This window comes from Bacillus sp. NTK034 (assembly GCF_017303275.1).
Lineage (GTDB): Bacteria > Bacillota > Bacilli > Bacillales > Cytobacillaceae > Cytobacillus.
Genome location: NZ_JAFKOJ010000004.1, coordinates 310,433 through 333,411 on the forward strand (window position 1 = coordinate 310,433; position 22,979 = coordinate 333,411).

Annotated in this window: 24 protein-coding genes and 2 riboswitches; of the genes, 17 read left to right on the forward strand and 7 right to left on the reverse strand. The window is 42.2% G+C overall.

Annotated elements, in window-relative coordinates; translation table 11 throughout:
* Positions 1 to 10: 10 nt before the first annotated feature.
* The 4 genes from JI665_RS14455 to JI665_RS14470 form a co-directional block, all read right to left on the reverse strand.
* Positions 11 to 1,069: a Ger(x)C family spore germination protein gene (locus tag JI665_RS14455; protein WP_206840256.1), complete on the reverse strand. Its 1,059-nt coding sequence runs from the start codon at positions 1,067 to 1,069 to the stop codon at positions 11 to 13.
* On the reverse strand, positions 1,066 to 2,166 hold the full coding sequence (locus tag JI665_RS14460; RefSeq protein WP_206840257.1) for a GerAB/ArcD/ProY family transporter: 1,101 nt from the start codon (positions 2,164 to 2,166) through the stop codon (positions 1,066 to 1,068). The genes JI665_RS14455 and JI665_RS14460 overlap by 4 nt, the downstream gene beginning before the upstream one ends.
* A 35-nt stretch (positions 2,167 to 2,201) precedes the next feature.
* Positions 2,202 to 3,695: a spore germination protein gene (locus JI665_RS14465; protein WP_206840258.1), complete on the reverse strand. Its 1,494-nt coding sequence runs from the start codon at positions 3,693 to 3,695 to the stop codon at positions 2,202 to 2,204.
* 226 nt (positions 3,696 to 3,921) lie between these two features.
* Positions 3,922 to 4,890, reverse strand: coding sequence for an ABC transporter substrate-binding protein (locus JI665_RS14470; RefSeq protein ID WP_206840260.1), 969 nt, complete (start codon positions 4,888 to 4,890; stop codon positions 3,922 to 3,924).
* A gap of 226 nt (positions 4,891 to 5,116) precedes the next feature.
* On the opposite strand from JI665_RS14470, the gene JI665_RS14475 reads away from it, so the two are divergent.
* From JI665_RS14475 to JI665_RS14495, 5 genes are all read left to right on the forward strand, one after another.
* The gene (locus JI665_RS14475; protein ID WP_206840261.1) at positions 5,117 to 6,118 is read left to right on the forward strand and encodes a FecCD family ABC transporter permease; all 1,002 of its coding nucleotides are present in this window, start codon (positions 5,117 to 5,119) and stop codon (positions 6,116 to 6,118) included.
* Positions 6,118 to 7,173, forward strand: coding sequence for a FecCD family ABC transporter permease (locus tag JI665_RS14480; RefSeq protein WP_206840262.1), 1,056 nt, complete (start codon positions 6,118 to 6,120; stop codon positions 7,171 to 7,173). Before JI665_RS14475 ends, JI665_RS14480 begins: the two co-directional genes overlap by 1 nt.
* An 83-nt stretch (positions 7,174 to 7,256) precedes the next feature.
* Positions 7,257 to 8,081, forward strand: a complete 825-nt coding sequence (locus tag JI665_RS14485; protein ID WP_206840263.1) for an ABC transporter ATP-binding protein — start codon at positions 7,257 to 7,259, stop codon at positions 8,079 to 8,081.
* Positions 8,078 to 8,842: an IucA/IucC family C-terminal-domain containing protein gene (locus tag JI665_RS14490; RefSeq protein ID WP_244671200.1), complete on the forward strand. Its 765-nt coding sequence runs from the start codon at positions 8,078 to 8,080 to the stop codon at positions 8,840 to 8,842. Before JI665_RS14485 ends, JI665_RS14490 begins: the two co-directional genes overlap by 4 nt.
* Positions 8,835 to 9,080: a YusU family protein gene (locus JI665_RS14495; RefSeq protein ID WP_206840265.1), complete on the forward strand. Its 246-nt coding sequence runs from the start codon at positions 8,835 to 8,837 to the stop codon at positions 9,078 to 9,080. Before JI665_RS14490 ends, JI665_RS14495 begins: the two co-directional genes overlap by 8 nt.
* A 91-nt stretch (positions 9,081 to 9,171) precedes the next feature.
* On the opposite strand, the gene JI665_RS14500 is transcribed toward JI665_RS14495, so the two are convergent.
* From JI665_RS14500 to JI665_RS14510, 3 genes are all read right to left on the reverse strand, one after another.
* On the reverse strand, positions 9,172 to 9,519 hold the full coding sequence (locus JI665_RS14500) for a spore coat protein (protein WP_206840266.1): 348 nt from the start codon (positions 9,517 to 9,519) through the stop codon (positions 9,172 to 9,174).
* Positions 9,520 to 9,534: 15 nt separating this feature from the next.
* A complete protein-coding gene (locus JI665_RS14505; protein ID WP_206840267.1) occupies positions 9,535 to 9,807 on the reverse strand; it encodes a hypothetical protein in 273 nt (90 codons plus the stop codon).
* Between the two features lie 159 nt (positions 9,808 to 9,966).
* Positions 9,967 to 10,098, reverse strand: coding sequence for a YuzL family protein (locus JI665_RS14510; protein ID WP_019383262.1), 132 nt, complete (start codon positions 10,096 to 10,098; stop codon positions 9,967 to 9,969).
* A 268-nt stretch (positions 10,099 to 10,366) separates the two neighbouring features.
* Between JI665_RS14510 and JI665_RS14515 the strand changes: the two genes are divergently transcribed.
* The 12 genes from JI665_RS14515 (at position 10,367) to JI665_RS14570 (ending at position 22,670) form a co-directional block, all read left to right on the forward strand.
* The gene (locus JI665_RS14515) at positions 10,367 to 12,748 is read left to right on the forward strand and encodes a 3-hydroxyacyl-CoA dehydrogenase/enoyl-CoA hydratase family protein (RefSeq protein ID WP_206840455.1); all 2,382 of its coding nucleotides are present in this window, start codon (positions 10,367 to 10,369) and stop codon (positions 12,746 to 12,748) included.
* A 39-nt stretch (positions 12,749 to 12,787) separates the two neighbouring features.
* Positions 12,788 to 13,963 carry an acetyl-CoA C-acetyltransferase gene (locus JI665_RS14520; protein WP_206840269.1) on the forward strand — a complete coding sequence of 392 codons (1,176 nt, stop codon included), beginning with the start codon at positions 12,788 to 12,790 and terminating at the stop codon, positions 13,961 to 13,963.
* Positions 13,964 to 14,031: 68 nt separating this feature from the next.
* Complete coding sequence (locus tag JI665_RS14525; protein ID WP_206840271.1) at positions 14,032 to 15,816, forward strand: acyl-CoA dehydrogenase family protein; 1,785 nt, start codon at positions 14,032 to 14,034, stop codon at positions 15,814 to 15,816.
* Positions 15,817 to 16,309: 493 nt separating this feature from the next.
* Positions 16,310 to 16,669 (forward strand): arsenate reductase family protein, encoded by a 360-nt coding sequence (locus tag JI665_RS14530; protein WP_206840272.1) that lies wholly within the window; start codon positions 16,310 to 16,312, stop codon positions 16,667 to 16,669.
* A gap of 75 nt (positions 16,670 to 16,744) precedes the next feature.
* The gene (gcvH, locus tag JI665_RS14535; RefSeq protein ID WP_009331744.1) at positions 16,745 to 17,128 is read left to right on the forward strand and encodes a glycine cleavage system protein GcvH; all 384 of its coding nucleotides are present in this window, start codon (positions 16,745 to 16,747) and stop codon (positions 17,126 to 17,128) included.
* A gap of 433 nt (positions 17,129 to 17,561) precedes the next feature.
* Positions 17,562 to 17,801, forward strand: coding sequence for a YusG family protein (locus JI665_RS14540; protein ID WP_206840273.1), 240 nt, complete (start codon positions 17,562 to 17,564; stop codon positions 17,799 to 17,801).
* Positions 17,802 to 18,126: 325 nt separating this feature from the next.
* A complete protein-coding gene (locus tag JI665_RS14545) occupies positions 18,127 to 18,342 on the forward strand; it encodes a hypothetical protein (protein WP_206840457.1) in 216 nt (71 codons plus the stop codon).
* A 38-nt stretch (positions 18,343 to 18,380) separates the two neighbouring features.
* Positions 18,381 to 18,734 (forward strand): toprim domain-containing protein, encoded by a 354-nt coding sequence (locus JI665_RS14550; RefSeq protein ID WP_034296067.1) that lies wholly within the window; start codon positions 18,381 to 18,383, stop codon positions 18,732 to 18,734.
* Positions 18,735 to 18,749: 15 nt separating this feature from the next.
* Positions 18,750 to 19,058 (forward strand): thioredoxin family protein, encoded by a 309-nt coding sequence (locus JI665_RS14555; protein WP_206840274.1) that lies wholly within the window; start codon positions 18,750 to 18,752, stop codon positions 19,056 to 19,058.
* Between the two features lie 153 nt (positions 19,059 to 19,211).
* Complete coding sequence (locus JI665_RS14560) at positions 19,212 to 20,483, forward strand: MFS transporter (protein ID WP_206840275.1); 1,272 nt, start codon at positions 19,212 to 19,214, stop codon at positions 20,481 to 20,483.
* Positions 20,484 to 20,709: 226 nt separating this feature from the next.
* Positions 20,710 to 21,048, forward strand: a complete 339-nt coding sequence (locus JI665_RS14565; protein ID WP_206840276.1) for a hypothetical protein — start codon at positions 20,710 to 20,712, stop codon at positions 21,046 to 21,048.
* Between the two features lie 51 nt (positions 21,049 to 21,099).
* Positions 21,100 to 21,201: riboswitch (SAM riboswitch) on the forward strand.
* Positions 21,202 to 21,353: 152 nt separating this feature from the next.
* The gene (locus JI665_RS14570) at positions 21,354 to 22,670 is read left to right on the forward strand and encodes an O-acetylhomoserine aminocarboxypropyltransferase/cysteine synthase family protein (protein ID WP_206840277.1); all 1,317 of its coding nucleotides are present in this window, start codon (positions 21,354 to 21,356) and stop codon (positions 22,668 to 22,670) included.
* A 140-nt stretch (positions 22,671 to 22,810) separates the two neighbouring features.
* Positions 22,811 to 22,914, forward strand: a riboswitch (SAM riboswitch).
* Positions 22,915 to 22,979 lie beyond the last annotated feature (65 nt).

Below are 22,979 nucleotides of genomic sequence, written 5' to 3' on the forward strand. Positions count from 1 at the left end.
AGCCCGCTCTTTATTCAATTACACCGGTTTCTTCAATTGTTACATTGCTTTTCACATCAAAACTCAGCGTTTTGTAGTCATCTTCCCACTTTTTAAAATCAAAATTCCGATGCTTGGATTTTTTCATTTGGCCAAGCCCAATTGGATCAATTCCGAGTTCCTGAAACTGTTTTAATAGTCTGAGGCATTCCTTTTCGACCTTATTCTCCAGGTTCTTTTGAACAGCGCTAACAACCTCTGATGCTAACTTATCTCCGGTATACTCCCGAATAATCCCTTCAATGTTAATCGTTATGGAAGCATGATGATCAGTTATCTTAATTTTATGCTTGGACCTTAAACTCTTTACAGCAGCTAACTCACCTTTTTTTAATTTAACATCGAAGTTTCCTTCACTATATTTATCGACCAGCAATTTAAAAAAGAACATATCTTTTACAGGAAGGATTTCTACTTCCTTATCATCTTTAAAAAGGCTGATTCCAACTATCTCCACTTTATCATCAGCGATTTTTTTTAGACGAGGCAGAAAAGGGTCCTTGCCATTCTGATAATAATCATTGGCCAAGATATGCAGATTGGTTTTGGGAATATCCCGATGGTCAATATTATGCTGTATAAGATTATAAATATAGGTTGAATTCCCTCTTGTTCCATACTCTCCTGCCATCAGATCCTCCGCTTTTCCCTCCGAAGTTGCAACAAATACCCGAGCTCCAATACTTGCGTCTCTTTGAAAGGAATCTACAAGATCATAAATTCCTTTCCTGGAAAGTTCCGGTCCAAAAACTGCCAGTTTTAACCCGCCTGTTACGACTGGCTCTGATGATTGTTTAGTCACTTCGAGAAGAAGGTCCTGGCGCAGCTTCCCACTTCCTGAGAATGTCCGGTTAATCACACTTTTATCAGGCTGGAATTCCTGGAATAATACAGTACCTCTATATTTGTCTTTTGAATCATCTGCTACATCATAGCCAACTCCTACTTCAATATTAATATCATCGAGTATTTCTTTGTCCACACAGCCGGTAAGCAGCAAAACAAGACAGAATAGTATAAGCTTCCTCATTTTTTCTTCCCCTTTTTCAGCTTCTTGGCGATCATCACAGCAGCGAAAAGCAAAGGAATGTAAATAAAGGTAAAAGCAAATCCCATTTTTCCTACATAGTCATTAAGTGTATTGATCTTTTCTCTTGTATCCAGAAAATATATAACGGAAAGCACTGCAGCAACTACAAAAAACACTCCCACTTTCTGGCGGATATTAAAGACCCGTTTAATAAGCCTGGAGGCGATCCAGATGGAAATGCACACATTCGGAAGAATGATTAGGTTCCAGTTGGCAATCCCGATATATTCAAATCGTTCAACAAAGGGCATTTCAACAATTTTCCACATCGTTAAGCTGGCCCAAATTTGTTTAGCCAGCTGGTCTTCGGCAAAATAGGCAAAAGTAATAATCGCTAGAATTGTGTAAATAAGAGTGGTTGTTAATGCGCCCAGATGAGCCCACTTCTGTGATTTTTTTGGCTCTTTAATAAATGGATAGAAAAAAAGGATGATTTCAAACCCAATAAAAGTAAGGGACATATGATAAGAAGCTGTAAGAATCTCTTTAATGGAATGATCCCAGATGGGCAGCAGATTGTAAAAGTTGGAGAATTTAATCGCCCAGCCGAATGTGAGGAGGAGGTAAGCCGGCAGTACAAGCCCGAAGAAGGCTGTACCGACTACTGTTCTAAATCCTCCAAAAATAATATAAACACAAAGAATCATAAAGCCGAAGGAGAACCAGAAAGTGCTTAATTCAGGGAACATCCAAACCTGTATGACTTCAATAAATGTCCTTACTACTGTTAAGGAATACAGGATAAAATAGCCAATAAAAATGAAGCAGAGTGCCTTGCCGAAAAAGTTCCCTACGACGTATTTGTGAGCTGTTACAATATCGCCGCCAACGGTCTCGCCTATTTTATAAATCATCCAAATAATTACATGGATGCATCCGCCGGCAAATAATATGGAAATCCACGCATCGTATCCTGCATCCATTGCAATTATCCTTTGATATCCTAATACACCAATCCCTATTTGCATGGACATGACCAAGTAAAATACTAAAAAGGGAGAAATCTGCAATCTTTCTGGTATTGGCTGTTCCTTCATCTGGTTCACCTCCATTTAAGTTGGTACATTTGGCATTATTCGTCGATATCTTTTTTCTCTTCCGCCTTTTTCTTACTGAAGCGGATTGGATTTTTTGTCCGCAAAAATATCGGCCTTTTGGATTGCTTTTCAAATGGAAGCCTGATAAGGGCATCTTTCATATCCACAACACGAGGCGGATAGAGCGGCTCAAGGAATGGCCTGCCAAGTGAAGTCAGCCGTATTAAATGAGTCAGCAGTAAACAGAAGCAAAATACAATCCCGAGCAGGCCCCATAATTCTGCGAAAAACAGGAAGGGAAAGCGCAGCAGACGGATCGTATTGCCCATCCTGTATACAGGTGTTGTAAAGGAGGCGAGAGCGGCGAGAGCTACAATAATGAGCAGGACGTTACTCGTTAAGCCTGCTTCTACAGATGCAGTCCCAATTACGATTCCTCCCACGATACCGATTGTCTGGCCGACCTTGGTCGGAAGTCTGGCTCCTGCCTCACGCAGCAATTCAATGGTCAGCTCCAGAAACAATGCCTCCAGAATCGGAGGGAGTGGAATCTCCCGCCTTGATGTAATTAATGTACTAAGCAAATCCTTTGGAATAAGTTCATAATGATATGAAAGGGTTGCTACATAAATAGGTGTAACCAGTATGGAAAACGCAACTGCGAACAAACGGATGAGCCGGAAAAAAGAAGATAAAATCCAATTTAAAAAATAATCTTCAAAAGAACTGAAAAATTCAACAAGCGTGGTTGGTGTAATTAACACATGAGGTGAACCGTCAACCACAATGGCTATTTTTCCCTCTGCCAAAATTCCCGCGACCCTGTCAGGCCGCTCTGTATCAAGCAGCTGAGGGAAAGGGGAATTAGAGTTATCACTAATCAGCTGAACAATATAGGAACTGTCTGTAATGGCATCAAATTTCACATTTGTAAGTCTCTGTCTGACAGTGTTTACATTATCCTCATTTGTGATATCTTCCATATAAAGGATAGCGACTGAAGTTTTTGACAGGCTTCCCAGTGTGAATTCTTCAATAATCAGTTCTTTTACCGGCAGACGTTTCCGGATTAAATTTAAATTTTGGCCCATTGACTCGACAAAGGCTTCTTTAGGACCGATAACGGAAAATTCAACTTCAGGCTGGCTTAGCCCCCTGACGATTTCTTTTTGTGCAGCTATAAAGCCGAAATGTTTAAGTTCTGTCTCAATCGTCAGCATGACGTAGCCATTTAAAAGCTTTTGTTCGATTAGAGAAGGATCATCACAAATCTGAACATCGGCCACAGGGACAAGCTGTTTAATATCCTCTATTTCCCTGAATTCTTCTTCAAGCAGATTGGGGAGGACACCATCCTGAATAATATTTTCATCAATTAAAGTAGCCATGAAAGTAAGTCCAAAGCGCACATTTGTTTTTTGGTTATAATAAAAGATTTTTTTGAAGTCTTTGGATTTAATCAAGGATTTTTCCCATTCCTTATGCTGGATATCCTCTTTAATCCGCTTATTTTTCAACCATTTTCTCATAGGAAAATCACCATCATTTTTGGCATTACGCTTATTGTTGCCGGTTTTGGAAAACTTATGAATGGAAGGCAATAAAAAAAGAAAGTTTTGGTTGTATGGCAGTAATAGCGGGGAAAATGTAATATGGACAAATAAAAAAGGAATCTGATTGGTTCAGGTTCCTTTTAATATATTTGAGCTCCTATAAAAGAGGGGGTATTATGGGAGCGCAATCACGAGTTTAGCATTACTTCACTAGATATTTCTCTAAGTCATCCAATAGCAGGTTAGCAGCAATAACGCCGCCGGCAGTATTCCAGATGGTATCGCTGACTTCATGAACATTGCCTTCCTGTGCTACTTTAAGGTTTTTGAATAATGGATCTTCAATCCATTCTTTTGCAAGCTTGTTTGCTTCGCCATCACCAGTTTCATATGTGAAGTAGAATAATACATCTCCATCCATAGCAGGAATGCGTTCTTTTGTTGCATTTACCTCAGCGAAGTCATCTACATTCTGGCTTTCCGGGCGTGCAAGTCCAATTTGATCAAGAATGACGCCTGAGAAGGAGTCTTTATGGTAGATGCGGACATCGCCAGCCATAAAGCGGACAATGGAAACTTCCTGGTTTAAATTATCGCCAAGGCTTGTTTTAATTTCTTCGATACGGCTGTCATAATCTGCAATGACTTTTTGGCCTTCTTCTTCTTTATTAAGTGCTTTTGCATATAATTCAAAGTTTTCCTTCCAGTTTCCGCGCAATGTTTCAGCGAAAATAGTAGGGGCAATATCATTTAACTGGTCATAGATTTTTTCCTGGCGCATCTTGTTGCCAATGATAAGGTCCGGCTGCAGCGCTGCAATTGCTTCAACATTGACTTCGCTTTCTGTCCCCACAACCTGAACATCTTTCATATCATCAGCGATGTGTTCATACCATGGATCGCCAGTCCAGGACTGAACGGCACCAACTGGTGTAACACCCAATGAAAGTAATGCTTCTGTACCTTCGTTTGTCAAAATAACAACTTTTTCAGGCGCTTTATCAAGCTTAGTTGTGCCCATTGCATGCTCAACTGTATAGCCTGTATTTTCTGTTTTGTTTCCTTCTTTTTCCTTATCAGCTGTCTCATCCTGTTCGCTGTTATTCCCGCAGGCAGCCAGGAACAAGATAGTGAAAACTGAAAGAATTGCAAGTAAAGACTTGAATTTCATTATGTACTCCTCCAATTTTGCGTTGTTAATGATAATCATTTTCATTTGACATTTTTATAGTACTGTGGACACTTAAAATTGTCAATAGGTAATTGAAAATCATTTTCATTTAATTTGATAAATGATCAGTGAAAATGATTTTCAAACTCATTGACAGCTATACTCCCGTACAATAGACTGAAAATATAAGTAAACTTTATTATTTGATGCAAGAAAGGTATTATCTATGGAGCTAAAAACAAATTCTGCAAGGTGGGCTGGGTTAATTGCAGCTATCCTGCTATTACTAGTATTAATGTCTTTCAGTATTGTATACGGATATACTGACACAACCTGGAAGATGGCAATTGATGCATTTACAAAATTCGATGGAACGAATGAGCACATAATCATTCAATCAGTCCGACTGCCTAGAGCCTTGATTGCGGCGTCGGTAGGGGCAAGCCTTGCGATAGCGGGCGTATTGCTCCAGACATTGACAAAGAATCCCCTTGCAGCTCCTGAGATTTTCGGAATAAACGCGGGTGCTGGATTTGCTGTCGTTATTACAGTAACGCTCTTTTCAATTAGTAACTTGCAGGTCTTTACATGGGTTTCATTTCTGGGAGCTGCTGTTTCATTTATTTTTGTATATATAATTGGCTCTATCGGCAGGGAAGGGCTGACACCCATGAAATTAACCCTTGCCGGTGCTGCGATGAGTGCCATGTTTGCTTCGATGACACAAGGCTTTCTCGTTATTAATGAGACTGCCCTGGAACAGGTGCTATTTTGGCTGGCAGGATCGGTATCGGGGAGGAAGCTGGAGACCCTCGCAGCTGTATTCCCATATTTATTAGCCGGCTGGATCTTCTCGATGATCATTGCGGGGAAATTGAACGTCTTATCAATGGGCGAGGATGTAGCGAAGGGGCTTGGCCTGAAAACAGGACTGCTGAAATTGGGTGCGGGGATTGTTATTGTGCTTCTCTCAGGAGGAGCGGTGGCTGTTGCTGGTCCTATTGGCTTTCTGGGCATCGTCATTCCCCATTTAACCCGTGCAGTTGTCGGCATTGATCATCGCTGGGTGATACCTTATGCTGGCCTTTTCGGGGGGATGCTCCTTCTTGTAGCGGACATAGCATCAAGGTATATCATCATGCCGCAGGAAGTTCCTGTTGGAGTCATGACAGCTGTAATTGGAACTCCTTTCTTTGTGTATATTGCCAGAAGGGGGTTCAATCAGTAATGAAAAAATATTATAACTTGCGTTTGTTTAGCGATAGAATTTCTTTTTTAGTAAACCGGAAAGCACTTATCACTTTTTTATTATTGGCAGCAGCTGCTGCCGGAGTTTTTGTCATCAGCACCGGCACGGGTGAAATGAAAATCAGCCCTCTGAAGGTAGTGCAGGTATTCTTTGGCGGGGGTTCGGATATGGATAGGCTGGTCATTCAGTCATTCAGACTTCCAAGAATTATCGTCGCCTTAATGGTAGGAATAGCGCTTGCTGCAGCGGGGGGCATCCTGCAGGGAATTATCAGAAATCCGCTTGCATCTCCTGACATAATCGGGATTACAGGAGGGGCATCTGTAGCAGTTGTGGCTTTTCTTGCTTTTTTTAGTGATAAAAATAATGCCTTAACTGTAAGTATTAATTGGATGCCTCTTGCAGCTTTTGCTGGTGCTGCTATTTTGGCCTTCCTTGTTTATTTTCTTGCCTATAAGGATGGTGTGTCGCCAGTACGGCTTGTTTTAATTGGGATCGGACTTGCAAGCCTAATGAAGGCATTGACCACCTTGATGATGGTCTTTGGGCCGATTTACCAGGCAAGCCAGGCGAATATTTGGATCACCGGGACTGTTTACGGTTCAAATTGGGATAATGTCGCAATTTTGGTCCCGTGGACAATCGTGTTTCTGGTATTGGCGTTTGTTTTAGCACGAAATGTCAATATCCAGGAACTTGGAGATGATATTGCAAAGGGTGTAGGGAGCACAGTACAGAAATACCGGTTTCTTTTGCTGATGGTCAGCACAGCATTAATTGGCGGGGCTGTTGCATTTGGCGGCGGGATAGGCTTTGTTGGATTAATGGCTCCTCATATGGCCCGGAGGCTGGTTGGCTCTGCTTTTGGCGCTTTGCTTCCGGCTTCCGCACTGATTGGAGGAATCCTTGTGATGGCAGCCGACCTGATAGGCAGGACTTTGTTCTCTCCGCTTGAAATCCCGGCGGGTGTTTTTACAGCCAGCATTGGCGCACCTTACTTTATTTACCTGCTTTTCAAGACAAGAAACGCATAAGCTGGAAAAGCTTGAAACTCGTATCGTATTAGTAACTGGATAGCCTATAGATATAGATAATAACGAAAAGGAGAGGGGCAGAAATGACAGCAGGGCAAGCGATCGCAACAAAAGACTTAACCTTATCATATGGGGACACCATTATTATTAATGAATTGGACTTGGAAATTCCTAAGGGAGAAATCACAGTATTTATCGGTGGAAATGGCTGCGGAAAATCGACATTGCTAAGGTCCATTGCCCGGCTGCTAAAGCCTAAATCAGGTGCCGTTTTATTGGAAGGTGAGGCTATAGCAAGACTATCGACCAAAGATGTTGCCAGAAAGATGGCGATTCTGCCCCAATCCCCTTCTGCGCCAGAAGGACTCACTGTGCTGCAGCTTGTCAAACAGGGGCGGTACCCTTATCAAACATGGCTGAAGCAATGGTCAACTGAAGATGAATTAAAGGTCAGAAATGCCTTAAAGGCCACAGGCATGGAAGAATTAAAAGACCGGACTGTCGATTCATTATCCGGGGGACAGCGCCAGCGCGCCTGGATTGCCATGACATTGGCTCAGGATACTGATACGATTCTTCTTGATGAGCCTACTACCTATTTAGATATGACCCACCAAATTGAAATACTGGACTTATTATTTGAATTAAATGAAAAAGAAAAGCGTACCATCGTCATGGTGCTGCATGATCTGAATTTGGCCTGCCGCTATGCCCATAATATTGTTGCCATAAAGAATCAGAAGGTTTTCGCTCAGGGCAAGCCCGAACATGTCATAAATTGCGGATTAGTCAAAACCGTATTCGGCATGGAGTGCGAGGTTACGATAGATCCATTATTCGGCACACCGCTCTGCATCCCTTATGGGAAAGGCAGATGTATTTTAAAAGGGCAAGGATTCCAGGGATGATTAAATTAACAGGAGAACAGGCAGAAGCTCTCAGGCAGTTCAGACTTGCCCAGGATTCAGGAGAACGGTCTCCTTTAACCATTGAAGTGAAAAAGCTGCTGGATACCGTTCAGACAGGTTCATACCTGGATAAAGTGAAAAATCATATAGGAGCAGCTGATAAAAAAACGGCTGCTTCTATATTAATTAAAAGATATGCCTTTCTGCCTGTAATTTACTTGTATAGCATGACGTCCTGGAATATCAAATTGGATATCAGGCATGAAAATGTAACATTTGTCAGTCAGGAACAAGATGGACTATGGCTTCCCAGCTTTAGTTTTATTCACCTTCAAGGCAAAGGTATTGAGACGGAAAGGGAAAATTGGAGAGAGGATGCTGTAGGAACTCTTTTTAATGGCCATATCTTTCCGGTATTGAATAGAATAGCAAACGAAGCAAATGTTTCTAAATTAATTCTTTGGGAGAATATAGCGATTTATCTGTTCTGGCTTTATGAAAAGATTTTACCTTCGGAAACACATTCGGAACAGGCTGCTGAAGATTTTAAGTTTATCCTTGAAGAGGCTTCTGGCAATTTGTTCGGCTGCGGAAATACTAATCCCTTAAAGAAATTTGACAGTAATAAAATACTGATAGAAAGTACCGGCAAAACAGTGAGGCCAAGAAAAACATGCTGCTTTTCCTATTTGACCAGCAGCGGCAAACGATGCGGAACATGTCCACAGGCTTGCAGGATAAAGGAGGATCGCAATGAATGAGAAGTTGAAGGAACAGCTGGATGGCCTGCTTGAAAAATATACCGAACTTCTAATCGGAGAGACCTCCCCGGAGTTAAAAGAAAAGGTTGAAGCTTGGGCGCTGTACTCTTTTATAGCGAAATCCATGCCGCCTCTAGCCAAACATTGGAATGATACATACCCTGATGCAAAAGAGGAAATGAAGGCTCTGATCGCCGAAATTAAAACAATGAATGAAGAGATTAGAAACAAAAAATAGGTAATAATTTTAGGATCTGGAAAAACCGCTGCAGATAAAAAATCAGCGGTTTTTTTTGAGGAATGTTTTGCACTTGTTAAATGCAGCTTTCTTATTGCATCTGACCATTGCCATATGGCAATTGATTTGTATAGCCCTGAAATTGCTGATAAGATTGCTGAAGCTTCTGCTGGTCAGCCGCTTCAACTTTATACCAGCCTTTTTTGAACATTAGATTATAAAATTCTCTCTGCTGGTTTTGTGTTTCGTTAAAAGCCGCAAGAATATCCTGATACAGGCTCTGATGGCTTGCCTCATTTAGGGCAACAGAGTAGGCATCAGTCATATATTTTTCTGTAGATAAAATATCATTCGTAAAATCCCGTTCATTCATTTGCGGTGTTTTATTCACCTGTGTCTCAGGATTTTGAATCGTATTTGGATTCTGGTTCTGGTTCATTTTCAAGGCTCCTTCCTATTGCATTCCCATAAAGCTTTGCTGATTTTGCTGGTTTAAATGAACAAGCAGCTGTTCGTAGTGTCGCTGATGCATTTGGCCGCATTGCTCGAAGTGTGTTTTTAGCTCCTGGTCCTGGCATTGCTGAGCGTAAAAATGCGCTTTTTTACAGGCGAGAAGGTTCCAGGAAAGCATATCTGTTAAGTAAAGGGCATCCTTAGTGGAAATAACAGCAGGAGGCTGCTGCATAATGCCCTGCTGGTTCTGCATATTCATATTTGGCTGTTGCATTAATTGTCCCTCCAATTCTTTTAGCGCTATAATACACTGCATTTCTTTTCGAGGATATCTTTCCTCTTAAAAACGTTTACTATTCTGCAGGAAATGAATCACCTGTATACATAATGGAAACTATAAAAGGCTGACGGCAGCCAGCCTTTAAACAGCAGGTTATCGCTTATATTGATTATTTTGGCTATTCCTTTTTTTAGGCCCTTGCCTTTCAACGGTAGGACCCGCATCTCCCTGGACACTTGCAGCGCTGACACCTGCTTTAGAAGGATCTTTTTTCATTTTTCCCATTTCTTTCACCTCCGTAACGAACAAAAAATGTTTCCCTTTTAGAGTGTCCAAAACACTTATTTACATTTCGCATAAAATATATAAATAACAGCTGAGGCGTTAAAAGAATTCAAAACATTTTTAAATTTCCACTTAAAATCATTGCGTAAATTTTGCAAATATTTTATAGTTATAACTAACAGAACTCATTCAGAAGAGAAGCATATTTTTTTTGAGATTAAAATGAATGAGTATTCATTCAAAAAAGTTAAAGGGGGAAATAAAGTTGATCCAACAAATAAAGAAGGCGGCAGTTTTAGGCTCCGGAGTCATGGGTTCAGGAATTGCAGCCCATCTGGCCAATATCGGAATCCCGACATTATTACTGGATATCGCTCCTCGCGAACTAACGGATGCTGAAAAGGCAAAGGGGCTTACTCTTGAAGATAAAGCAGTCCGCAATCGAATCAGTGAAGGAAACCGCCAAAAATTATTAAAGCAAAAACCGGCTCCATTAACTTCCAAAAAGAACATTGCGTTGATTGAGGCGGGAAACTTTGAAGATGACATGGAGCGTCTAAAGGATGTCGATTGGATTATTGAAGTTGTTGTTGAGAATCTCGCCATAAAGAAGCAGGTTTTTGAAAAAGTGGACCAATTCCGCAAGCCTGGTAGCATCGTCAGCTCCAATACGTCTGGAATATCTGTAGAAGCAATGTCAGAAGGGCGCTCGGAAGATTTCCAAAAAAACTTTCTTGGAACACATTTCTTTAATCCTCCTCGCTACTTAAAGCTTCTTGAGGTCATCCCTACTAAAAAGACTTCTTCTGAAGTGCTGTCATTTATGAAGCAATTTGGAGAAGATGTACTGGGAAAAGGAGTAGTTGAAGCAAAAGATACACCAAACTTTATCGCCAATCGAATCGGAACTTATGGCCTGCTGGTTACAGTGCAGGAGATGCTAAAGGGCGGGTACAGTATCGGTGAAGTAGATTCCATAACCGGACCGCTGATTGGCCGGCCAAAAAGTGCTACATTCAGAACACTTGATGTTGTAGGGCTTGATACATTTATACACGTGGCAAACAATGTTTATGACCAGGTGGACGGGAAAGAAAAGGATGTATTTGAAGTTCCGGGCTTTATGAAAGTGATGCAGGAAAAAGGCTGGCTTGGAAGCAAGTCAGGGCAAGGATTTTTCTTGAAAAAGGGCAAAGAGATTCTTGAGCTGAATCCTGAATCTCTGGAATACGGTCCGCGCAAAAAGCTTAAGACAGCTTCCACGGAATTGAGCAAGCAGGAAAAAGGCACTTCTGGAAAATTGAAAGCACTTGTCTATTCAGATGACCGAGCAGGCCAATTATTGTGGAATATCCTGAGTCCGGCTCTTCTTTACTCGGCGCAATTACTCGGCGAAATAGCTGATGAAGTAACAGCAATAGACAAAGCGATGAAATGGGGCTTTGGCTGGGAAATGGGGCCATTTGAAACCTGGGATGCCATTAGTGTAGGGAAATCTGTTCAGAAGATGGAAGATGCAGGTGAGGAAGTGCCGGCATGGGTAAAGGATATGCTGGAAAAAGGATTTGATTCTTTCTATAAAGAAGAGGAAGGCAAGCAATATTTCTATCACAATGGCGAGTACAGATTGATTGTGGAAAACCCTAAAGCAATCAATTTGAAACAGTTAAAGAAGCAAAAAGGTGTAATTAAAAAGAATACCGGTGCAAGCATGATTGATGTAGGCGATGGTGTTGCACTGCTTGAATTCCATTCGCAAAGCAATGCCATTGGACTGGATATTATCCAAATGATCAACTTTGCAGTGGATGAAGTGGAGAAGAACTACAAAGGGCTTGTTATCGGGAATCAGGGCAAAAATTTCTGTGTAGGCGCGAACCTCGGAATGATCCTCATGGAAGCGCAGGATGACAATATATATGAACTGGATATGGTAGTCCGCCAGTTCCAGAATGCCATGATGAAAATTAAGTACAGTGCGAAACCGGTTGTTGCGGCTCCATTTGGCATGACGCTTGGAGGCGGGGCTGAGGTTTGTCTGCCGGCAGCACATATTCAGGCATCAAGTGAAACATATATGGGACTTGTTGAAGTGGGGGTAGGCCTGATTCCGGGAGGCAGCGGTAATAAGGAGCTATACCTCAAACATCTTGAAAGTATGCCAAATGGTGTTGATTTTGACCTTCAAAAGGTTGCCAATAAAGTTTTTGAATCAATTGCAATGGCAAAGGTTTCTACATCAGGAGAAGAAGCAAGGGATAATAACTTCCTGAACCTTGCTGATGGAATCAGTGTGAATGGAGACCATCTTCTCTATGATGCAAAGCAGGCTGTACTGGCTCTTCATGACAAAGGCTATAAGCCTCCAGTCCGCAAAAAAGTGCCGGTTGTCGGAGAAACAGGATATGCAACACTTCTGCTTGGAGCTCAGGCAATGCTTTATTCCGGCTATATTTCAGAGCACGATCTTAAAATCGCTAAAAAGCTGGCTTATGTAATTGCAGGCGGAAAAGTCCCATATGGAACAGAAGTAGATGAGCAATATCTGCTTGATCTGGAGCGGGAAGCATTCCTTAGTCTTGTGGCTGAACCGAAATCTCAGCAGCGTATGCAGCACATGCTTTTAAAAGGAAAGCCATTGCGCAACTAAATGATAGATTAGGACATTAAGAGAAAGAGAGGGAACATAATGAGAGAAGCGGTAATAGTTGCAGGTGCCAGGACACCGGTCGGAAAAGCCAAAAAAGGTACGCTTGCAAACGTCAGGCCGGATGACTTAGGTGCACTTGCAGTAAAGGAAACCCTTAAGCGCGCAGGAAATTATGAAGGAAATATCGATGATCTAATTATCGGCTGTTCAATGCCTGAAGCAGAACAGGGTCTGAACATGGCAAGGAATATCGGAGCTCTTGCCGGACTTTCACATGAAGTGCCGGGGATAACAATCAATCGCTATTGTTCTTCAGGCCTGCAGGCAATTGCCTATGCAGCTGAAAAAATCATGATTGGCCATGCAGATACAATCATTGCGGGCGGAGCGGAATCTATGAGCCTTGTGCCAATGATGGGGCATGTAGTCCGCCCGAATGCCAAACTGGCCGAAACAGCTCCCCAATACTATATGGGTATGGGACATACAGCTGAAGAAGTTGCAAAGAAGTATGGCATTACACGAGAAGACCAGGATGCATTTGCGGTCAGAAGTCATCAGAGGGCTGCGCAGGCAATCCGGGAAGGCAAATTTGAAGATGAAATTGTGCCAGTAGACGTAACGCTTAGATCCATTGGAAAAGACAATAAGCTTACAGAAAAAACAATCCAGTTCAGCCAGGATGAAGGCGTCCGTGCGGATTCTACAGTTGAAACACTCGGAAAATTGCGTCCGGCATTCTCGGTAACCGGCAGTGTCACAGCTGGAAATTCCTCGCAGACAAGCGATGGAGCTGCAGCTGTGATGGTAATGGACCGGGAAAAGGCGGAGTCTTCTGGGCTGAAGCCAATGGCTAAATTCAGAAGCTTTGCAGTAGGCGGTGTTCCTCCTGAAATCATGGGTGTCGGTCCAGTTGTGGCCATTCCTAAAGCGTTAAAGCTTGCAGGGCTGGAGCTTTCCGATATCGGTTTGTTTGAATTGAATGAAGCTTTTGCATCCCAATCCATTCAAATTATCCGTGAGCTGGGCTTAGATGAAGAGAAAGTAAATGTTAATGGAGGGGCGATTGCACTTGGACACCCGCTGGGCTGCTCCGGTGCCAAGCTCACTCTATCTCTAATCCATGAAATGAAGCGCCGCAATCAGCAATTCGGGGTTGTAACAATGTGCATTGGAGGCGGAATGGGCGCCGCTGGAGTATTTGAGCTTTTATAATATGAACCAATAATCCGGAGGGGAAGCCAGCAGCTTTTTCCCGCAAAATAGAATGGAGGAAATAGATAATGTCAAACCAAACTGAAAATCTTATTAAAGGCGGAAGCTTTTTAATCGAAGATGTTTCCTATGACCGGGTTTTTACGCCTGAGGACTATACAGATGAGCAGATTATGATTGCTAAGACAACTGAAGATTATGTTGTAAATGAAGTTGTCCCGCAAATTGAGCATCTTGAAAACCACGAATTTGACCGGTCGGTAAAGTTATTGAAGCAAGCTGGAGACCTTGGACTATTAGGCGCAGATGTTCCTGAGGAATACGGCGGACTTGCTTTAGATAAAGTAAGCTCTGCACTTATTGCCGAGAAAATGGCGCGTGCAGGCGGCTTTTCCATATCGCATGGTGCACATGTTGGAATCGGCTCCCTTCCGATTGTTCTTTTCGGAAATGAAGAGCAAAAACAAAAATACCTTCCTGCACTGGCTACTGGTGAAAAGCTTGCTGCTTATGCATTGACGGAGCCAAGCTCAGGTTCTGATGCTCTTGGAGCAAAAACGAATGCCAAGCTGAATGCTGAGGGTACTCACTATGTATTAAACGGAGAAAAGCAATGGATAACGAATGCAGGCTTCGCAGATGTATTCGTAGTATACGCAAAAATTGACGGCGAACACTTCTCTGCATTCATCGTTGAAAGAGAGTTCCCAGGTGTATCTGTAGGGGCAGAAGAAAAGAAAATGGGAATTAAGAGCTCTTCTACCCGTACGTTAATTCTTGAAGATGCCCAGGTGCCAAGAGAAAATCTTCTTGGTGAATTTGGCAAGGGGCATGTGATTGCTTTTAATATCTTAAATATTGGCCGCTATAAGTTAGGTGTAGGAGCAGTTGGCGGTGCGAAGCGCGCATTCGAACTTGCCGTTCAATATGCCAATCAGCGCCAGCAGTTTAAGACACCAATCGCGCAGTTTAATTTGACAAAAGAAAAGCTGGGAACGATGGCTTCTAAGATTTATGCCGCTGAAAGTGCAGTATATCGGACTGTAGGCTTATTTGAGGACCGTATGAGCAAGCTTTCGGACGAAGAAGTGAAAGATGGAAAAGAAGTGGCGAAGTCAATCGCTGAATATGCTATTGAGTGCTCTATGAATAAATTCTTTAATACGGAAGTCCTCGACTACGTAGTGGATGAAGGTGTTCAGATCCATGGAGGCTATGGATTCATGGCTGAATATGAGATTGAAAGAGCTTACCGTGATTCACGCATTAACCGTATTTTCGAAGGAACAAACGAAATCAATCGTCTGCTGGTGCCTGGCACGTACCTCCGCAAAGCACTAAAAGGAGAGCTTCCATTATTTCAGAAAGCCCAGGCGCTGCAGGAAGAGCTCATGATGATGATGCCTGAAGAGCCAGGTGACGAGCCGCTTGCACAGGAAAAATATCTGGTGAAAAACGCGAAGAAAATCGGCTTGCTTGCAGCTGGTTTAGCAGCACAGAAGTACGGAAAAGCTCTTGAAAAAGAACAGGAAGTACTTGTAAACATTGCGGATATTATTTCAAATGCTTATGCAATGGAGTCTGTAGTACTCCGCACTGAAAAGGCTATTGAAAAGGCAGGACTTGAAAAGAGCAAGCAAAAACTTCTGTATACCCAAATCTTCTGCCAGGAAGCATTTAACAAAATCGAGCAGGATGCAAAAGAAACACTTGTAGCAGTAGAAAATGGCGATGCCCTGCGCATGATGATGTCTGCACTTCGCAAATTCACCCGCCACACCCCAATCAACGTCATTGCAAAGAAGCGTGAAGCATCAGAAAAACTGATCGACGCGGAACGTTTCACAGTTTAATCGATTTTAGGCTCCCTTTATCAAGAAGGGAGCTTTACTTTTTTCAAAGCTGTTTTCGTATATTCTTTTGCTACAAACTAAGTTTAAAATATCTGAGTTGATTGGAGCGGAGGGCGCTTGATCCTCGAAAATGCTGCCGCATTTCCTTCGTGCGGTGTAAGTTCGAGGAGGCTTATTCAATGTCCTGCGGGAAGTGAGGGAAGTGAGAGACCCCGCAGGCGAAGCCGAGGAGGCTCTCATCTCTCCCCGCGGAAAGCAAGTGCCTGGAGCGGAAATCAACGGGCAACATTAGCGAACAACAATTATTATTAAAACAGTTTTTGGAAAAATAGCCCTTAAAAGATTTTTTTTTTTGCCAGAAGGATTATATAGAAATTTGTCGAATATTAAATTGGTGATCAATGTTATGCTTTGTCATCCATTTATGTTACTATTCAATTAAAAGGCAGCAATTTTGGATAAGCCTGAATTTGCTAAAATGGGTGGTGAAAAAATGGCGTTGACTTTTTATTGGTATCCTAAGTGCGGGACATGCCGAAAGGCCAAGAAATGGCTTGATGAACATAATCTTTCCTATGAAGAAATACATATTACAAACAATCCGCCTTCTCGAAGTGAACTTGAAACGCTTTATAAAAAGAGCGGATTAGAACTAAAAAAGTTCTTTAATACGAGTGGCCAAAAATACAGGGAACTCGGCATGAAGGACAAGATGAAGACCTCTTCGGAAGAAGAACTGCTCGATATTCTGGCAACAGACGGCATGCTGATCAAGCGTCCGCTGCTGACAGATGGAGAGAAAGTAACAGTGGGCTTCAAAGAAGAGGAATATGAAAAGAAATGGCTTTCCTAATAGCTGGAAGCCATCATTAACCATGAGATCGATTTACTGATCATAAATTGAACTATTAATATGGAGGGATACATAATGAGCACACCAAAAGAATTACGTTATTCAGAAGAGCATGAGTGGGTAAAAACAGAAGACGGGAAAGTACGCATTGGGATTACGCATTTCGCGCAATCGGAACTTGGTGACATCGTATTCGTTGAGCTTCCTGAAGTTGGCGATGAACTAAGTGCAAACGAGCCATTCGGAAGCGTAGAATCTGTAAAAACAGTTTCTGAACTTTATGCGCCTTTAAGCGGTAAAGTGGTTGAAGTAAATGAAGACCTTAACGACAACCCTGAATTCGTGAACGAATCCCCATATGAAAAAGCATGGATGGTTGTGGTGGAGCCTTCAGATTTAAGCGAAGTAGAAAGCTTGATGACTGCTGAGCAATATGAAGAAATGACAAACGAAGACTAATGAGTGAAAGCCGGTTCTTTAAGAACCGGCTTTTATACTGTTTATGTAACTGAGGGGCTGATCAAGGGTTCTCCTATTAGAATTTGTATCTATGTACTTGGAGACATGTCTAGCTCCAGCGCCTACCCCCTCGAGGTCACAAGCTTGTCTAGTTGCGGCTCCTAGGGACTCGGGATCATAAGCCGTTTTCTTTCAGAAGGAAAAACGCCTTCTTACAGGAACCGTCTTATGCCTGTCGTCCCTGGGCAGTCGCCTCCACATTTCTGGCAATCCTCCCAAAAAGGCAAAGGACGCCTTTCCGTGAGGATCGTCTTGTGCTTGTCGGGGGTGGACAAGGCGCTTGCGCTTTTCTTACTGGCTTTAATTGCTATTTTTCTTTTACAGAGAAAGGGCAAACTATAGATACCTAAATGCATGAAAGGATTGGTTACCCATGACATTGAATCAGCAGAAAATCGATATTACAGACCGGGTTGTCGGCAAGCTTCAAAATAATGGGATAGATCTTTATCTTGAAAACGAAAAAATTGGCCAAATCAGCCTTCCTGAAGGATCTTCCTTTAACTTGTCCCATCATTATGAAACCGACCACCAAAAAATATATCAGAATGTCTCCGTTCCAGATAAAGCGCAAGAGCGCTACACAGACTGTGACGAAGGCGGCTGGTGCTGACTATTGTAAACAGCGGAATGGATTCCGCTGTTTATTTAATAGGCTAAAGCAATATTACCGGGCATACAATGAAATAGGCCTTTTAAGATTACTGCAATGATTATTTTTCTTCAAAAACATTTCCTTTGCTAAACTGTAGAATTAATATATAAAATCAGTGCAGTGCTACCTCCAATATGGGCAGGAGATTCACACCATTACCGAGAATAATGAATATATTGAGATAAAAACCAATGCATGACTGGTTTTTGAATTTTGGCTGTTTTTGTAAACTTTGCTTACGACAACTAAGTTTGACAACTGAGTTGATTGGAGCGGAGGGCACTTGATCCTCGAAAATGCTTCCGCATTTTCTTGGTGCGGTGCTGATTCAAGGAAGCTATTTTTCAATGTCCTGCTGGAGGAGAGGGAAGTGAGAGACCCCGCAGGCGAAGCCGAGGAGGCTCTCATTCCTCCCCGCGGAAAGCAAGTGCTCGCAGCGGAAATCAACGGCTTCATTTATAATCTAACATCAATCTATGGAAAACAGCCGTACCTTTAACGCAACAGTTTCAAAATAACTCCTTTCAGGTGATGACGATGAACGAGGGAATTCCGGAAAAAGTTATTATTGTCGAGGGAAAGTCAGATAAAACGAAGGTTAAAAACATTATAAGAGAACCTGTAGAGATTATCTGCACAAATGGAACAATTAGCATTACTAAACTGGATGAATTAATTGACACACTGTTTGATAAGGATGTATATATATTGGTGGATGCCGATTCAGCAGGTGAAAAGCTTAGAAAACAGTTTAAAAGGGAATTTCCAGAGGCAGAGCATCTATACATCGATAGAATGTACAGAGAAGTAGCGACAGCACCGGAACATCATTTGGCTACAGTGCTGCTGGGAGCTAATATTGACGTTTATACACAATATTTAGATAGATAAAGTAAGGATGATAAAATGCAGGAATGGTCGCAGCTGGAGATTGAGGAAACGGTTAACGGGCAAGAAACGGTCCTTGTCTATTTGTACACGCCTATGTGCGGTACCTGTCAGATGGCTGGTAAGATGCTGACAGTTACAGAACAATTGCTGCCTGATCAAAAGATTGGGAAAGCGGACTTAAATTATATGCCGAAATTGGCGGAACAATGGGGAGTGGAAAGCGTACCTTGTCTCCTTATCTTTAAAGAAGGAGTTTTACAGGAAAAATTATATGCATTCCGATCAGTTCCCTATTTGCTGGATAGAATCAGAAGCATTAATTGAGAAAAACCAGGAGCAGAGCTGCCTGGTTTTTTGCATGGTTAAAAAACATTGAAATCCGCCTTTTCAATATTCGAAATATATTTACAAATCCTTTCCGGAAGAGTATGATACTTAGGAAATCGAAATAATTAAACAGTGCAGGAAGGGATCCGGATGGCATTTTACAAGGAGTGGGCTGGCCAATTTAAAGGCTATAACCGCAATATCAAATTGGCCTTTATGGCGAATATCCTAACACAAATAGGTTTTGGGATATTCATGGTAATCTATAACTTCTACATAAGGGAGCTCGGCTATACTGAAAGTGTTAATGGGCAAATCATATCCATGACTGCTCTCGCCACAGCACTGACTCTAGTGCCGGCAGGGATCGCCAGCGACCGATTTGGCAGAAAAAGAGCGATGCTTCTTGGGGCTGTTGCCACGGGTGTCGCTATGCTTTTCAGAAGTATGGTTGAAATGCAGGAACTTCTGATATTATTTGCTTTTTTTACAGGGCTGACAACAGCATTTCTGCAAGTATCCGGCATACCGTGGCTGGCTGAGAATTCAAAGGCTGACCAAAGGGTTCATTTATTCAGCATCCATTTTGCCATTATGACGGCTGCAAATGTAATCGGAAACTTAAGCGGAGGCATCTTAACGGATGTATTTTCTATATTTGTGGATCAGCTTACCAGCATCCGCATTACCCTTCTGATTGCAAGTGTTTTCTTCATAGCGGGCCTTGTTCCTATCTTGCGTTTCACAGAAGCTCCGAAAAATAAAAACGATGTAAGAGGATTAAGAGAGTTTTCGTTCAAAAAGCTTTCCCCTAAAAATGAAGGCGTCAAAATTATCGCCATGTTTGCCTTTGCGCAGCTGCTGATAGGAATTGGCGCAGGACTGGTTATCCCTTATCTAAATTTATACTTCGCAGACCGTTTTGAAGCTTCCAATTCAGCCATTGGCATTATTATTTCATTAGGGCAGGCTGCCACCGCTTTTGCTATGATTATCGGCCCGGTTGTGGTAAGGAAGGTAGGAGAAGTAAAAGCAGTTGTAATCCTTCAGCTCATGTCACTTCCATTTCTGCTTTTAACTGCTTATACCGAGAATCTCTGGCTGGCTGCCATCGGCTTTTTGTTCCGGCAGGCATTAATGAATGCAGGAAACCCTATACAAATGTCGCTGATGATGTCTAAGGTAAATGATTCGATGAAAGGACTGGCAAACTCCGTCAATCAGATGGTTTTCAATTTAGGATGGGCTGTAATGGGACCTATTTCAACGGGAATCGTCATGAGATATGGTGAATATTGGGGATATGCACTCGTATTCACCATTACAGCTTCATTATATTTGATTGGCTCTCTCTATTTTTTCATTGTTTTCAGAGGCTATAATAAGACAAAAACTGCAGCGTCTTCTGTAAAAATAGTATAATCTGACATATTTCTCGGGAAATGAAAGGACAATGCCTAATAAACGGGCATTGTCTTTCTGGTTCTATCAGGTTTAATAACTTTGAAACTTTGAGAACTGTCCAGCTCCAGGAGCCGGATGGGCAAGGCGCTTCCGCTTTTCTGATCTTGTCGAAAGAAAATTAAAGGATTGAAGCCCTTTATTACTGAATATTAAAGATAATAAACCCATTAAAAGAGGTGAGGCCGTGAAGGATTTACCTGATTTATTTATCCGGGAATTAAAGGCTAAAGGGCATCTTGGATACTTTTTAAGAAAATCAAATTTCTCTTTGCATATTAAGGCGGGAATTATAAGCATTCCTCTGATGGTTTCGAATGGGGATATCCGGAAGGCAAGTCACACCAGCCATTTTGATGTGGAGATATTGGGGACTGAGGAAGCTGTGCTGTCACTGATTTCAGGGGAGTTAAAGTTAAGGGATGCACTTTCCCAAAATAAAGTAATGATGGAAACCACCTTCAGAAAAAAATTGTTTCTCGAGTCTTTTTTCTGTTTGGGAAAAATTTCATATCATAATGCTTGACCGTTTTTTAAATAGTATGATAATATCGTTTTAATGTGAATTAACTGAATATTCTTATCAAGAGAGGCGGAGGGACTGGCCCAGCGAAGCCCGGCAACCGGTAAAGTACACGGTGCTAAATCCAGCAGAGCGGGATGCTCTGGAAGATAAGGAGAGACGATACGGCCCTCTTCTTATGAAGAGGTTTTTTAATATTATCTTTATTTTAATCTTTTAAAATGGATAACTGTCTAGCTTCAGGCGCCTTGCGCTTTTCTTAGTTCTTCGATAAGAAATACTAAAATTTTTATAGAGGAGAGAAAGCAATGACTGACAAACAAAAAAATTACCGTTTTGAAACCATTGGAGTGCATGGGGGACTGAAGCCTGACCCTGTAACTGGTGCAAGGGCGTTACCGATTTACCAGAATAATGCTTATCAGTTCAAGAATACAGATCACGCTGCAGATCTCTTTGCCCTTAGAGAGCCAGGATATATATATAGCAGGATACATAACCCTACTGTAAGTGTATTTGAGGAAAGAGTGGCCTTGCTCGAGGGAGGAGTTGGTGCATTGGCTCTTGCAAGCGGACAGTCTGCCATTACTCTTGCCATATTAAACATAGCTGAAGCAGGCGATGAAATAGTTGCTGCGTCCAATTTATATGGCGGCACTTATAATTTGTTTGCAGTCACACTTCCCAAGTATGGGATTAAAGTGAAACTGGTCGATCCAAAAGATCCGGAAAATTTCCGTAACGCGATTTCGGATAAAACAAAGGCCATCTTTGCGGAAACGATTGGAAACCCCAGCTTAAAAATCCTGGATATTGAAAAGGTCGCAGCAATTGCACACGAGAATGGTGTGCCGCTGATTGTCGATAACACCTTTGCTACACCTTATCTTTGCAGGCCTATCGAACATGGTGCTGATATTGTTATACACTCTGCGACTAAATGGCTGCTCGGCAATGGAACAACAATGGGAGGAATTATTGTAGACGGCGGAAAATTTGACTGGAATTCCCCTAAGTTCCCGGGCTTTACAGAACCGGATCCGAGCTACCATGATATTGTCTATAGCGAAGCAATTGGCGAGGCGGCTTATATTATTAAAGCACGCGTTCAGCTGTTAAGAGACCTGGGGCCAGCGATGAGTGCGCAAAGTGCATTTCAATTTGCGTTGGGGCTTGAGACTTTGCATGTGAGAATGAAGGAGCACATTGCCAATACAAAAAAAGTAGTGGAATATCTGGAGGCGCATCCAGCCGTTAATTGGGTGCTTTATCCAGGGCTTGAAAGCCACCCGGACAAAGAGTTGGCAGATAAATATTTGCCTAAAGGAGCAGGCGCTGTGGCTGTGTTTGGTATATCTGGCGGAAGAGAAGCTGGAGCCAAGCTAATCAATAATCTGCAGCTCTGGGCACACGTAGCAAATGTAGGGGACGCAAAGAGTCTGATTATCCACCCTGCAAGCACCACTCACCAGCAGCTGGATAAAGAAGGTTTAAAAGCTGCCGGAGTGGCGGAAGACCTAATTCGGATTTCAATCGGAATCGAGAATGCGGAAGATTTGATTGAGGATCTGGAACAGGCGATTGAAGCAGCTTCAGGCATCACATCGCTTGCTGCAAAAGCATAAAGGAAAATTTACCATTCATTTTTTTCCGAAAGTTTAAAATTTCATCGTTGACACCTTTTTAGTGGCTATGATACGATAGCAAACGTAATTAAAAAACTGCTTAAATTACTTAAAGTATTAATTGAATATAGAACGTTACGCTCTTATCAAGAGAGGTGGAGGGAAGTGCCCTATGAAGCCCGGCAACCGTCAATTATTTGAAATGGTGCCAATTCACTCAAAGCATAGCTTTGACAGATGAGAGAAAGGACTTAATTTTTTAATGCCTTTCTGCTCATGTGCAGAAAGGCATTTTTGCTTTTAGCGCAT

What these genes read in the sequence shown, in the direction of transcription:
- gcvH (WP_009331744.1), top strand. Translation starts at nt 16,745, where the DNA reads ATGAGCACACCAAAAGAATTACGTTATTCAGAAGAGCATGAGTGGGTA.
- JI665_RS14550 (WP_034296067.1), top strand. Translation starts at nt 18,381, where the DNA reads ATGAACGAGGGAATTCCGGAAAAAGTTATTATTGTCGAGGGAAAGTCA.
- JI665_RS14540 (WP_206840273.1), top strand. Translation starts at nt 17,562, where the DNA reads ATGACATTGAATCAGCAGAAAATCGATATTACAGACCGGGTTGTCGGC.
- JI665_RS14470 (WP_206840260.1), bottom strand. Translation starts at nt 4,890, where the DNA reads ATGAAATTCAAGTCTTTACTTGCAATTCTTTCAGTTTTCACTATCTTG.
- JI665_RS14530 (WP_206840272.1), top strand. Translation starts at nt 16,310, where the DNA reads ATGGCGTTGACTTTTTATTGGTATCCTAAGTGCGGGACATGCCGAAAG.
- JI665_RS14465 (WP_206840258.1), bottom strand. Translation starts at nt 3,695, where the DNA reads ATGAGAAAATGGTTGAAAAATAAGCGGATTAAAGAGGATATCCAGCAT.
- JI665_RS14555 (WP_206840274.1), top strand. Translation starts at nt 18,750, where the DNA reads ATGCAGGAATGGTCGCAGCTGGAGATTGAGGAAACGGTTAACGGGCAA.
- JI665_RS14460 (WP_206840257.1), bottom strand. Translation starts at nt 2,166, where the DNA reads ATGAAGGAACAGCCAATACCAGAAAGATTGCAGATTTCTCCCTTTTTA.
- JI665_RS14525 (WP_206840271.1), top strand. Translation starts at nt 14,032, where the DNA reads ATGTCAAACCAAACTGAAAATCTTATTAAAGGCGGAAGCTTTTTAATC.
- JI665_RS14480 (WP_206840262.1), top strand. Translation starts at nt 6,118, where the DNA reads ATGAAAAAATATTATAACTTGCGTTTGTTTAGCGATAGAATTTCTTTT.
- JI665_RS14570 (WP_206840277.1), top strand. Translation starts at nt 21,354, where the DNA reads ATGACTGACAAACAAAAAAATTACCGTTTTGAAACCATTGGAGTGCAT.
- JI665_RS14455 (WP_206840256.1), bottom strand. Translation starts at nt 1,069, where the DNA reads ATGAGGAAGCTTATACTATTCTGTCTTGTTTTGCTGCTTACCGGCTGT.
- JI665_RS14485 (WP_206840263.1), top strand. Translation starts at nt 7,257, where the DNA reads ATGACAGCAGGGCAAGCGATCGCAACAAAAGACTTAACCTTATCATAT.
- JI665_RS14520 (WP_206840269.1), top strand. Translation starts at nt 12,788, where the DNA reads ATGAGAGAAGCGGTAATAGTTGCAGGTGCCAGGACACCGGTCGGAAAA.
- JI665_RS14510 (WP_019383262.1), bottom strand. Translation starts at nt 10,098, where the DNA reads ATGGGAAAAATGAAAAAAGATCCTTCTAAAGCAGGTGTCAGCGCTGCA.
- JI665_RS14505 (WP_206840267.1), bottom strand. Translation starts at nt 9,807, where the DNA reads ATGCAACAGCCAAATATGAATATGCAGAACCAGCAGGGCATTATGCAG.
- JI665_RS14500 (WP_206840266.1), bottom strand. Translation starts at nt 9,519, where the DNA reads ATGAACCAGAACCAGAATCCAAATACGATTCAAAATCCTGAGACACAG.
- JI665_RS14475 (WP_206840261.1), top strand. Translation starts at nt 5,117, where the DNA reads ATGGAGCTAAAAACAAATTCTGCAAGGTGGGCTGGGTTAATTGCAGCT.
- JI665_RS14490 (WP_244671200.1), top strand. Translation starts at nt 8,078, where the DNA reads ATGATTAAATTAACAGGAGAACAGGCAGAAGCTCTCAGGCAGTTCAGA.
- JI665_RS14560 (WP_206840275.1), top strand. Translation starts at nt 19,212, where the DNA reads ATGGCATTTTACAAGGAGTGGGCTGGCCAATTTAAAGGCTATAACCGC.
- JI665_RS14495 (WP_206840265.1), top strand. Translation starts at nt 8,835, where the DNA reads ATGAATGAGAAGTTGAAGGAACAGCTGGATGGCCTGCTTGAAAAATAT.